Here is a 13,127-nt window from a genome sequence, read left to right on the forward strand (position 1 = left end):
TCTATGAGTGGAAAAACAGCGTGATATTCATGGTTGCGCCCTTACTCTCATCCACTCTTTTTAAGATCAAGCTCACAAAGGAGCTTGATTCTTTTTTTAGTATAATGTATACAAGAAAGGAAGTATTCTACAGCAATGGAGATGAATAAATGAAAAGTATAGACATCAAGGCAGCGCGTGTTCACAATCTTAAGGAAATCGACATTTCTATTCCAAAAAACAAGTTAATTGTTGCGACAGGCGTTAGTGGATCAGGTAAATCCAGTCTTATGTTCGATATCATTTTCGAGGAAGGGCGCAGGGAATATCTCCAATCGATTGGTATGTTCGCGGGACTTGAAGACGAACGAAAGTTCGATAGTATTTCAGGAATAGGACCTACTGTCGCTGTTCAGCAAAGTATTATTCGACAAAGCAATCCCCGGTCAACAGTCGGCTCAAGGACACAACTACTGGGCCTTCTCGGTCTCCTCTATTCGAGCGAAGGTCAAATTTCTTGTTCCGAGTGCGAGGCACTTATTGAGAACGGCTTAACCTGCAGCGAATGCGGGAATGAAGAGGAACGGCTGGAAATGAGTTACTTCTCACACAACAACGCCAACGGTATGTGCATGAAGTGCTCTGGACGAGGTGCTTACTATCATGTCAATATGGAGAAATTGGTTCCGAACGATAGAATTACGGTTCGCGAAATTTTTGATTCGATCGGCGTAACACCCGGCATCGGTAGAGTACTTGAAAGAAATCTCAAATCCAACATGGATATGCCGTACTCGCAATTGCCAGAAGATATTAAAGATGAAGTGATCAATGGTCACTATCTTAATAATAATAGTGCCAATCAAAGCTTCTGCTTGTCTAGAATATTGCAGATTCGTCATAAGAAGGGCGAATACATGAATGGTTTGTACGAACTAATTGCCTGTCCTGAATGTGATGGGTTCCGTATTGGAGAAGAAGCTCGTAGAGTGTTCATAAATGGGAAACATATCGGTGAAATAGGCAAGATGACTCTGGTAGAGGTGAAGACATTTTTCGATTCTGTGTTGGAACAAGGACGCTTTACGCAGTCCGGGATAAACCTGATTCGGGATATTTTACGTAAGACATCTTCGTTAATTAATGCACGTCTTGGGCATCTGTCTCTTTACAGAGAAATGTCTTCATTAAGTGGTGGTGAAATTCAACGGTTATTTCTTAACTCGCATCTGGAATCTAAGATGGAGTCGCTCATTTATATTCTTGATGAGCCGACGGTAGGTTTGCATGAATCGGAAAAGGCCGATTTGCTTAAGTCGATCTATGCACTCAAGGAATTGGGCAACACCGTTATTGTTGTAGAACATGACAAAAGTACAATAGAAATGGCGGACTATATCATCGACATCGGACCCAAAGCGGGGGTAGAAGGCGGTAAAGTCATCTACGAGGGAAGCTATGAGGGGTTACTGCAATGTGAAGATTCGTTGACGGGTCAGTATCTATCCGGTAGAGCCAAGATGCCAGATCGAAGGTTGAAAACTGATATTTTTCAGGATGATACGTCTCCAAGGCTTACCATCCGGAATGCCAGAACAAACAATCTGAAAGATGTGACTGTATCGCTTCCGCTCGGAGTTATTGTAGGGGTTGCTGGCGTTTCCGGGTGTGGTAAAAGCTCACTTATTTCAGATACACTAGTCCCATTTTTAAGAAGCTATTTCCGGGATCAAACAAAGAGCAACAGTGCAGCAAATATTGAAGATAGCTCTAACGACTTCGATGACGATTCGACTCTTATCGAAACGATAGCAGAAAGCCTGGACGGCGTAGAATACCTTTCAGGATTCGCGGAAGTCTCGCAGGCACCGATAGGAAGAAATATTAACTCCAACCCGATCACCTTCATAAAAATTTGGGACAAAATCCGCAAGCTTTTTGCCGAGCAACCGGAAGCGCGGCAGCTCCACTTGTCCGCGGGACACTTCTCTTTTAATTCGGATGGCGCTTGCCCAGAGTGTGGTGGTAGCGGCCGTAAAGCTGTTTTTCCTGGCGCAACGATGAAGATTTATACGACGTGCACAGAGTGCAAAGGCAAACGATACAATGATGAGGCGCTCAAGGTTCGCTACAAAGGCAAAACGATTTCAGAAGTCCTTGACTTGCAAGTGTCGGAAGCTGTTTCCTTCTTTGAGGAACATAAGGCGATCGTTGCTACCCTAGAGGTCATGGAACGGATTGGTATGGGTTATATCACGTTGGGCCAACCGACCTCGACAATGAGCGGAGGAGAGGCGCAAAGACTCAAGCTCGCAAAAGAAATCGGCAAAAAGAGGAAGGGGAGTATCCTCTATGTGATGGATGAACCAACAACCGGTCTAAGCTTATATGACACTGCTCAGCTTATTAAGCTGTTGAACGAACTAGTTGCGAACGGAAATTCTGTTATCGTCATTGAACATAATCATGAGGTACTGGAATCGTGTGACTGGATTATTGAACTAGGTCCAGAAGGTGGATCTGGCGGAGGAAGCGTCATAGCGGAGGGGTCGCCTCAAGCGTTAAAAAACAATCCGAATTCGATAACCGGCAAGTATTTGGAGCTTCGTTCATAAAACAGGGGGTTAGCGAAATGAGTCAAGTGATAGAGTGGGAAAGACAAGATACTGAATCAATCGGCATTAGTCCAGAAAAGTTGAAAGAACTAGATAATGGTCTGAACTTTCAGCTTGGGTTTATTAATAGTGTCATCGTTGTAAGAAAAGGAAGCGTTGCTTATGAGAAATATTTTCACGGATTTGGACCAGAGGATCCTCATGATGTGACTTCGGTTACGCAAGGAATCATCTCAGCCTTGATCGGAATTGCCATCGATCAAGGTCATATCCAAAGTGTTGACCAGAAAATTATCGACTTTTTCCCGGAAGTAGCTAGAAAAGCAAGTGTTTTATTGAAAAGTACGTTGACCATTAAGCATCTTCTCACGATGACTGCGCCATATGCCTGGAAGGGGAGCGACCCTTTGGATCGAATTCGCAGACAAAAGAATTGGACGACGTTTATTCTCGAAATGATCGGCCAGAAAGGAAAAGCTGGTGATTTTCAGTACAGTTTGTCTAGCGCACACTTGCTGTCGGCCATCTTAACCAGAAGCACTGGCGTCTCGACTCGCGAATATGCGAATGAACATTTATTTCGTCCGCTCGGCATCCGAGAAATTCCGGATCAGAAAATGAAGTCGTTTTCGAAAGAAGATGTGCTTGGAAAAAACATTACCGGATGGATTAAAGACCCTCAGGATTATAACATTGGCGGATGGGGACTGACCTTAACTCCAAGAGAAATGGCCCGTTTTGGTTATTTGTACGTGAATCGCGGCAAATGGGGCGACAAACAAATTGTTTCCGAGAAATGGATAGAAGAGTCGTTGTCACAACATCTTGAGGATTATGGCTATTTATGGTGGTTACGAGAAGATAACGGCATTTTCACATATATAGCAGCAGGAATAGGAGGAACATATATTTACTGCATGCCTGAGAAAGAATTGGTTGTCATCGTTGCTTCTAAGATGGACAAAATGCTTATCGACCGCTGGGAGCTTCTGGAGGATTACATCATTCCGGGATTAATTGATTAAGAACCGTTTCAAATATTCGAAGCTATCAATGACAAAGGAAAAGGAGGCACATATGAAAACCTATATATTCCCAGGGCAAGGCTCGCAAGCGAAAGGCATGGGAGAAGGGCTCTTCGAAGCATTCCCTGATTTGGTCGCGAAGGCTGATGCAATTCTAGGTTATTCTATCAAAAGACTTTGTCTCGACAATCCCGAAGGAAAACTTCGTTACACACAATATACGCAGCCTGCCTTATATGTAGTCAACGCACTAACGTACTTTAAAAAACTAAGAGATGGAGCCCCTAAGCCAGATTTTCTGGCTGGGCACAGCTTGGGCGAGTACAACGCCATTTTGGCAGCGGGTGGTTTCGATTTCGAAACTGGCCTAATGTTGGTGAAAAAAAGAGGGGAATTGATGAGCCAGGCCTCCGGTGGTGCAATGGCTGCTGTGGTTGGTCTAACCGAAGGTGAAATAAAAGGGGTACTGGTAAACAACAGATTGACGGAAATTGATATCGCGAATTTGAATACAACGACGCAAATTGTAATCTCAGGAAACAAAGATGACATCGATCGTGCCAAGCTTTATTTTGAAAGGGAGGGCGCTGATTATATCCCGCTGAATGTCAGCGCGGCATTCCACTCCCGTCACATGCAGGAAGCAAAGGAAGAGTTTGAACAGTACCTGAGAGAGTTCTCCTATTCAGAGCTTACCATTCCTGTGATTTCGAATGTCACCGCAAGACCTTATAATCCTGCCGAGATCGTACCCAATTTGGCTGAACAGCTGCGTTCATCCGTCAGATGGACGGATAGCATTAGGTACTTGATACGCCAAGGGGGAATGGAGTTTGAAGAAACTGGTCCGGGGAGTGTGCTGACTAAAATTATCGCAAAAATTAAAGTCGAACCTCCGGTCAATCAGCAAAGGGGTTCCGTCGGAGTGAGAGTGACGAAATCTATTGACCGCAAGGAAGAGGATACAGAAGGCCAAGCTGAATTCAAACGAAAAATAGATACGGCTTTTCAAAAAACGACGGAATGGAATCAAGTCTATCCAATTGGAACGAAGGTGACCTGCAAAGGATATGAGGATGTATTGATAACAAGAACCGAAGCCCAGGTGCTATTTGGCCACAGGGCAGCGGTGTATGTGGAAGGTTATAATGGCTATTTTGCTTTGGATGAGATAAGGGTGGTATAAATCTATCGCTTTACTGAATTAGAATAAGCAATGGTCTGAATGAAATGAATTTTTAAAATGTGTCCCCTTTAGGTATTAGGCGTCTAATTGACTACAGGGGACTATTTTTTTTAAGGAATTCATCCTAATGAAAAGGACTACAGGTGAGATTCGTTTAAACGCAGCGATCTTTGTCGGGAATATCTTAATGACTTCGAGTAAGTATTACATAAGAAGTGCTGTTTCAATTCTAAACGCATCGTAATGTCTTCTGAGGGACAGCGGCAATCTGAAGCTAAATAAGATTAGTTTAGTTCTTAGGGCTATTTTATCAGTATTCCCTTAGGGTTTCGGTTATTGAATACGTTTTAAACTTAACAAGGGGATTGAAGAGGATGATGAACGATAATTTAATACAGAGCGAATCATCGCTCTGATTGGGGATGATGACGACGTTAGCGACCAAAGACTATGACCATCAAATAGATATATTACGTACCAGCTCTTCAGAATTCATTAACTATTGCTACCTTATTACTGACCCCGTGTCCAGAGAATCAGTAATTATTGATCCTGCCTGGGAGCTAGATACAATTGTGAACAGGATTGGGGAGCTAGGTGTCCGGCTCCGGGCTGTTCTACTGACCCATTCGCATTATGATCATGTTCATTTAGCCGATCCGCTTGTAAAGATGTATGGATGCAATGTTTATATGTCAAAGATCGAGATTGATTACTATCAATTCAACTGCGATAATCTGCATGGTCTTCATCACCTCGATCGGATTGTGATAGGAGAGATGGAAATCACTTGTTTACACACACCCGGACATTCGGCAGGAGGGATGTGTTTCTATCTCCCATCTAGCCTATTCACCGGGGATACAATATTTACTGAAGGCTGCGGTACATGCCATTTTAAAGGTGGATCTGCTGAACAAATGTTCGAAAGCATCGAGCTAATTAAGACTGCGCTTCCGGATTCGACACGTATATATCCAGGCCATTCCTATGGCCATTCGCCCGGATATACGATCAGTGAGTTGATGAAAAAAAATATCTATTTTCAGCTAGATCAGAAAGATAAATTCATAAGCTTCAGAATGCGCGGAAATCAAAAAAGGTTATTTGATTTTAGATGAGGTGTGTGGGTCAAGGGTAATCCAATGTACTATTTCTTTTCAAATATTAAATACTTCACAGATCTTACGGGAGCACGAACTGTATGGGGCTCGATAGTGAAATATTGATAACTTACTTAACGGATAGTATACTACCGCAGTACCGGCAATCGATATTTAGAGACGAATAAACAGTCTCTGCATCGAGAAAGCTGACATAGCAATGACACTCCGTTGCATAGAGGTTACCTAGTTATATTGGACGTTAATCAAAATGTTATCGATTTTAAAGTAAAGGTGTTAAATTTCACAAAAAAAACTTAAAAAAGCGTAGATACTGGACTTTCACTTTGCAAATCTGAAATTTGAGCAGTTAGATCGAGTAAATTCTAAAAGAAAGGTTTAAATGAAGATTAGTCATAACTCTGTCAAATGGGGCATGGATTGTCATGCCACCATTAAGTCAGAATAACTCTAAAAAATACAATTATTTCTGATTTTTAACATTATTTAGATCTAACTGTATCTCAAACCAGTCGTTATTTTTGCTCGTTGTTCCTCCCCCGTTCGATCAAGCGGATTTTTTTAGTGTTCGTTCTCTGCATGGCGCAGGTGCATCTGCGCTTCGAGTCTCGCGTTCTTCACTCTCAAGTTTATCTCTCGTTTTAGAGATCCTTCTGAATGTTTCCCCGTGCTCTTGAAAATTTATAGCCCCTTGGTCAATACAAACTACTCATAGGGATTTGTAACAAGTTACTTTACTTCGCGTGCTGTAATTATTTTATACGCATTAGTCCTTCTTCTTCCTCTTGTCTGGTTCATGGTTTACAACAAAAATATCCATAGAGAAACTCTACATGGCTCTCTTATAACATGCTCTGCTGCTTCTTTACCAGAAGGAAAGAATCGTTTCACTTGATACTAGTGCCCGATCTCAGTCCGATTAAAAATAACAAAAGCGTTTAAACCTATACCTTCGCATAGAAGTAAATCTAATGCGTAACGTATTTTTTTTCTCCATACCTCACATTCCCTGCCTCTTTTTTTGTATCAATTTTCACAAAATTCAATAAAAGTATTTAAAACAATAAATATAAATATATTCATTAAAGTATTAAGTAATATGTTTGTTAATTTAAACATGTTAATGAATACTAAACTTAATATTCAAGTATTAAGTTTGAATCACAAAAAAGTTGAAAATTAAAACTAACAAATCCATCAATTCTAATAGTAAGTTAAAGAAGATACTTGACATAAGTTTACCGTATTAATTATTATGTAAACTAAAAAAAGGGGAGAAACGTATTTATTCTAAATTTCAAGCTCTTTAGACCTGAACCAGCTATACTTTATAAAGATAGAGTTGGGAATTCATCTTTGAATTAGGTTCTAAGAAAAAAGAGATAATCTATTAAAGGAACGTATGTGCTATAATAAAGTACGCCAAATCCATATTTTGCGCACTTTAAGTTTAAAGGTAATTTTACTACTGATGATGGGAAGTTGTATATGAATTTCAATCTTCATAAGTTTTATATTTATGCAAAATATAAATATAAATAGATATTTTTATATATTTTATAATTCATTTACTTCTATAGATGTATTTTGAATGTGATTATGAGATTAATGTTTGGAGGGAAAGTTAATGAGTAATCCTTATGAGCTCGAGGATTTGTATAGTGAGCAGCTTCGAGCTTTTCGAATATACCTGAAGCAATCCGGATACACGGCCTCAACACAAAAAGAATATATGAGAGAGTGTTTGACCTTTCTAGACTCATTAAACGGTTCCCTGCCGCAGGAGGTAGGGAAATTGCATATTATGGAGTTTCTAAATGATAAACAAGCAGCAGCAGATATAACACGGAACAGAACTCTTTCCGCTATCAGGACATTTTATACGGCATTAATGGATTTTGAGCTTGCTTCTAAGAATCCGGCTGCAGAAGTAAAAAAGTCCAAAACGGAAAAAAATAAGAAGCCCGTGTATCTTGAGGAAGAGGATCTCACAGAGAGCCTTAAATTTATCGAAGGGCGTTACCGAAACAGAAACATAGCTATATTCTTACTTATGGCTTACTGCGGATTACGGGTAGGGGAAGTTCACCGGTTGAATTTAAAAGACCTGAAAAAGACTAAAGGAGTAATAGAAGTATTTGGTAAGGGTAGAAAATGGAATGAAATACCCGTTCCAGACGTTTTACTAGACTACCTACTAGAAGTTGAAAAAGAGAGGATTTCGCCTTATAGCCTTAGGGAAGATGCATTCTTTGTATCTCAGAAAGGGAGAAGACTCTCGATCAGACAGATTCAAAAGCTAGTTAATCAAACATTTGAAGCATTCAAAAAGAGTAATCCAAATGTAAGTGATATGAAACTATCTTGTCACAAGCTAAGACACTCATTTGCTACGATGCTTCTCAAAAATGGAATTGATATACGAGTCGTAAAGGAACTTATGGGCCATTCATCAATAGAGACTACAATGATTTATACTCACGTTAACGATGAACAAAAGAAACTGGCTATGGCAACCATGAATGTTCCTTTAGATTCTATCGGCCAATCAAGTGTTTATTTGCAAGAGACCCCTCATCCTTAGATGATTAACAACTCATCAGCAATGAAGGATACGAACTGAACGCATCTAAATCGAATTGATATGAGTTGAAATATCATTAATGAAATATAGTTTAATGTGAGTTCAAAGTGAGAGGCATGATAACGCCTCTCTATAATTCTTTTTTTTCTAGTCATCTGACTTCTTAGACTGCATGTCTAGCCCTGTAATTGGCTCAGAATCTGGAGTATAGAGACTTATTTCGACGATAGACTCCACCAAACGTATAATTATAAATATGGCTAAGATCAAGATAGAAGTGTTTGTATAAAAGTCATTCCCCGTAAAATAGCCAATGATTAATCCTGAAAACAGAAAAACAAATTTAATAATATTATCACTATTTGTTAATCTAAATACATAGACTATTATCCCAATAAAAAATGCTTCAACTGCTGTAAAGTATGCTACGGCACAGAAGGCCAAACATACTGTGATAAGGGCAGTGTCTATAAAATACATCCGAAGTTCTACTTTTTTTAAAATTACCAGAGAAATCAAGCTTAACACAATTAATAAACATAAAATTATAGCTATTGGCCAGTTGGCATCCATAATGAACAACACTCCTTATTTTGAATTCTTAGAATTAGATGGACCGTCGTTGTCCGAATTAATCCATTGTTTTATCCTCCCTTTCTAAAGACAAAAAAAGCACCACTATAAACCTTAGAGGTTATAGTGGTGCTTCCACATTTCAACGTATTTATTTCATTCAATTTTATCATATTAAACTCAGATGCTCAAAGAGTATTTAGGCTTGTCTGACTGATGGTTGTACTTTATACTAAGATTAATCAAATATCTTGAATCTGGAAGCACCAGACTGCTCTAAAAAGCGGTTTGGTGCTTTTTTTATTTTATTGAAGGAGTGACTTTATGTATTACCGTAGAACAAAAAAATGGCTAATAGCGTTGGCAATTTCAGTTCCTATCTTATCTGGCTCATCTTTGGTGTATATTCTCCAGACAGAAAAGCAACAGAGTATTGGGAGCTTGCAGCTACCCAAATATCGTGTTGTCGTAATGTCTGACAACCACAATACTACAGTGGATACGCATGCTGAAACAGTTGGAGAAGTATTGACACAGCTAAATATTAAATTAGGTACTCAAGACATTGTAGAGCCTGCTGCGACGGTAAAGTTGACCTCTAATACACAAATTAGAGTTACGCGGCTTGCGAAATCTGAAAAAGAATATGAAGAAGAGATCCCGTACACAATAGTAAAATATAATGATCCTGATCTGTTTATCGGTGAGGAAAAAGTAATACAACAAGGGATACCAGGGAAAGAGATAGTTAGTCGATCTACAGTGTTAGAAAATGGTCAAGTATCGTTAGAACACGAACGTTCACGAAGAGTGGTCCATCCCTACACGCCAGAGGTTATTGCTGTAGGGACAAGGGTTCCTGAACCTAAAGTAGAGTATAACCATACTGATGTAATTGAAAATATAGCTGCTACAGAAGATGATAATATCAATCAACCACAAGAGAGTTCAATAGTTCTCGTAGAAAACAAGAAAAAAATCACCACGATTGAGGAAAGACCGGTAGAATATAAATTTATTTTGGAAGAGGTTGAATTAACTGCATTTACAGCAGGTGTTGAGTCTACTGGTAAGGATCGAGGGCATCCACAGTATGGTATTACAGCTTCAGGAGCTACAGTGGAAGAAGGTCGAACAATTGCAGTTGATCCAAGTGTAATACCAATGGGTTGGTGGGTGTACATTGAAGGTGTAGGCTATCGAAAAGCGGAGGATACAGGTAGTGCGGTAAAAGGTAATATCATTGACGTATTTATTGAAGATCTCGACAGTGCGATACTTTTTGGTCGACAAAAGAACAAAATGGTGTACGTAATTGGCCCGAACAAACCAAAATAACTCAGTTATTAGGAATTACATATTAATTAAACCTTAATTTAACATTTTTTTGCCCCTGTCAAATTAATTTAGAACGTACAAATGCGAAGCACTCATCGTCCTTTAAGGGCGGTGCGTGCTTTTTTTATTCGAATTTGCTTTTAAATCTATTCAAATTGAATTTGATACTTTGATAGTAGGTCTGAGAGAAAAGCGTCTATTATAAAAAATACTAAGGAGTCTAGTACTTGTATAGTGGAGAGTTTTAGTCATGTAATAATTAAATTGTTCGATTACAAGAAAAACAGATGAGCAATAAATTAATTGGTCAATTAAGAAGCGTCAAGGTAGTGTCTTTACGTATTAGATAGATAGGGATTACGCTGTTGCCTTTTAATCAGTATAGAAAGCAACTAGTAGGCCTAATTTAGAAGTGTTATTTAAATTTAAAATATCACTTTAGTACATATCTTTCAGTATCCTTGAATAAATAATGGAGGATAGTGTCGATAAGGATAGAGAAGTATACTTAATCAAGCTGGAGGAACAACATGAAGGCTTTTCTGTTCAAAACGAAACAAGTGAAAATCATTCTTATAATTGCTATTTTACTACTTACTATTTTAGGTCTATTAAATCAGACATACTATAACTCTACTCGAGAAGCGCTAATTTACGAGCAAGTTGAAAAAATGAAAGCTGAAGCATTAAACATTAGCATCTCTATTCAATTATCACATAGGGGGGGGAGGTCATTAGAGAATTTAATTGAACAGAATGTAATGTCAACTTCATTACGAGAGGTAACGGTGTTTGATCCATCCATCTTTCTTAAACAACAGAGGAAACATCAGAAAATTGGTGATACAGAGAATTATGATCAAGGAATCCTTTTCGGTACTTACCAGTATGAGATTGAAGAAGATTATGATTACGTGAGAAGGGCATATGAGGGTAAAAAAGAATTCACCTTTGAAACTGAAATAGACCGTAAACCCATTCTAAAAGCTTACTTCTATTTCCATCTTGGGTATCCGGTGATCATTAGTATAGTATCGGACATGAGCAAAATTAATAATTACATGGTCTCATTTCTTCTTAAAATGCAGTTGCTGATTGGAATTTCTACTCTACTCGTATTGATTGTACTAGGAATTATATCGAGAAATTACACAAGTAACATAATTATGGGGCTACAATCTGAAGAGGCAGCATTTTTTAGTAACATGGATCTTCTCTTCACTACGGTTAAGGAACAACGACATGACTTTAATAATCATATGTCCACTATTCAATCACTAATAGCTACTGAGCAATATGAGGAACTTAGAAAGTTTACAGATGAGATGATTGGAGAAGTAACAATTATTAATGATATCATCAATATTAATTCTCCAGCACTAGCAGGTTTGATACAAGCTAAATTAACATATGCTTCAAACCATAAAATTGCATTTAGTTATGAGATTAGCAGCATGCAACTCGAATTTTTAAAGAGTACTGATCTTGTAAAAATAATAAGTAACCTGATTGATAACGCCTTTGACACTGTAAAAGCACTACCTGAGCAAGAAAGAAAAGTAGAGCTGACTGGTTACTTAGAAGATGATCGATTGTTATTCAAAGTATTCAGTAGTGGTCCTCCAATTCCTGAAAATTTAATTGATAAACTCTTCGAAAAAGGATTTAGTACCAAAAAAGATAAAGGACATCATTCTGGATTGGGTTTATATATAGTTCAGAGGATCATTAAACGATATCATGGCCGCATAACTGTTGATTCAAGAGTCAATGGAAACACATTTACTATTTCGATACCTATAAAATCAAAAGAGATCTGTTCTCTCTAAGAGGTTTACCGTCTCTTCCGATTATGATAAAATGAATCAGAAATGAATACATCTAACGCGAAGCACGCGCATGTCCTCAAGGACTGCCGTGCTTTTTTTGCGTTTTAAACTACTTAGGAGGGATGACAAACAATAATGATTGCTCTTGATGCATTATTTGTTGATCAATACGTGGAGCTTGAAGACAAACAAGGTAATATGTTGGTTGCACAAATCAAAGCTATTGATTCAGAGACATTTCGAATTGGCTCCATTGTGGTTAAACATCGGATATCGATACCTAAACTCGTAAAGAAGGAGGTTTACATATATTTTGCAGGAGGATCAGGAGAAAAATTTCAATTCAAGACTTGTGTTCTTTCCCAATCTAGAGGTGAACCAGTAGAGCTACAGCTTTCCATTCCAGAGGACGTTTCCATATTAACGGTACAAAAGAGAGAATTTTTTCGGGTACCTGCAACCGTGAGTTTTAAACTTGATGTTGGAATAAGTGATCATCCGATGAAAAGTTATATCACGAAGGATATAAGTGGAGGTGGGCTTTCATTTATAAAAGATGGACATTTGTTTGAATACAATTCGGAAGGGCTCAACGGATTATTATTTATCGAAACAAGAGATTCCACTCATGAAATTCCCTTTAGAGGGAGATTCGTGTATCAGAATTTAATTGAAAGTGGTCTTCAAATTGCATTAGAATTTACAGATATACGGGAATCACATCGAGACATTATAATAAAATATTGTATGAGAGTTCAATTGCAGCGTAGACTTTAGCATGAATAGTCGGTCTAATATTAACTGCATTAATGATTTATGATGCTAATTTCTAATGACGTAAGCATGTTGAATTAAGAATATTTATGAATAATCC

General features: G+C 38.4%; 9 protein-coding genes. 8 read left to right on the plus strand and 1 reads right to left on the minus strand.

Features of this window, described 5'->3' with window-relative positions; all coding sequences use genetic code 11:
- Window positions 1-149 precede the first annotated feature (149 nt).
- From BLS69_RS23680 to BLS69_RS23700, 5 genes are all read left to right on the plus strand, one after another.
- Window positions 150-2,594, plus strand: a complete 2,445-nt coding sequence (locus tag BLS69_RS23680; RefSeq protein ID WP_091037120.1) for an excinuclease ABC subunit UvrA — start codon at window positions 150-152, stop codon at window positions 2,592-2,594.
- A 17-nt stretch (window positions 2,595-2,611) separates the two neighbouring features.
- Window positions 2,612-3,619, plus strand: coding sequence for a serine hydrolase domain-containing protein (locus BLS69_RS23685; RefSeq protein ID WP_091037122.1), 1,008 nt, complete (start codon window positions 2,612-2,614; stop codon window positions 3,617-3,619).
- Between the two features lie 52 nt (window positions 3,620-3,671).
- Window positions 3,672-4,805, plus strand: coding sequence for an ACP S-malonyltransferase (fabD, locus tag BLS69_RS23690; protein WP_091037124.1), 1,134 nt, complete (start codon window positions 3,672-3,674; stop codon window positions 4,803-4,805).
- Window positions 4,806-5,230: 425 nt separating this feature from the next.
- Window positions 5,231-5,926, plus strand: a complete 696-nt coding sequence (locus BLS69_RS23695) for an MBL fold metallo-hydrolase (protein ID WP_091037126.1) — start codon at window positions 5,231-5,233, stop codon at window positions 5,924-5,926.
- A gap of 1,630 nt (window positions 5,927-7,556) precedes the next feature.
- The gene (locus BLS69_RS23700; protein WP_091037129.1) at window positions 7,557-8,513 is read left to right on the plus strand and encodes a tyrosine-type recombinase/integrase; all 957 of its coding nucleotides are present in this window, start codon (window positions 7,557-7,559) and stop codon (window positions 8,511-8,513) included.
- 147 nt (window positions 8,514-8,660) lie between these two features.
- Here the strand turns inward: BLS69_RS23700 and BLS69_RS23705 are convergent, their stop codons facing one another.
- A complete protein-coding gene (locus tag BLS69_RS23705) occupies window positions 8,661-9,086 on the minus strand; it encodes a hypothetical protein (protein WP_091037132.1) in 426 nt (141 codons plus the stop codon).
- Between the two features lie 324 nt (window positions 9,087-9,410).
- On the opposite strand from BLS69_RS23705, the gene BLS69_RS23710 reads away from it, so the two are divergent.
- From BLS69_RS23710 to BLS69_RS23720, 3 genes are all read left to right on the plus strand, one after another.
- The gene (locus BLS69_RS23710) at window positions 9,411-10,424 is read left to right on the plus strand and encodes a G5 domain-containing protein (protein WP_091037134.1); all 1,014 of its coding nucleotides are present in this window, start codon (window positions 9,411-9,413) and stop codon (window positions 10,422-10,424) included.
- Between the two features lie 530 nt (window positions 10,425-10,954).
- Window positions 10,955-12,253, plus strand: coding sequence for a sensor histidine kinase (locus BLS69_RS23715; protein WP_091037137.1), 1,299 nt, complete (start codon window positions 10,955-10,957; stop codon window positions 12,251-12,253).
- A 135-nt stretch (window positions 12,254-12,388) separates the two neighbouring features.
- Window positions 12,389-13,030 carry a flagellar brake protein gene (locus tag BLS69_RS23720; RefSeq protein WP_091037139.1) on the plus strand — a complete coding sequence of 214 codons (642 nt, stop codon included), beginning with the start codon at window positions 12,389-12,391 and terminating at the stop codon, window positions 13,028-13,030.
- Window positions 13,031-13,127: the final 97 nt, after the last annotated feature.

Origin of the sequence: Paenibacillus sp. CF095 (genome assembly GCF_900101225.1) — a bacterium.
Lineage (GTDB): Bacteria > Bacillota > Bacilli > Paenibacillales > Paenibacillaceae > Paenibacillus.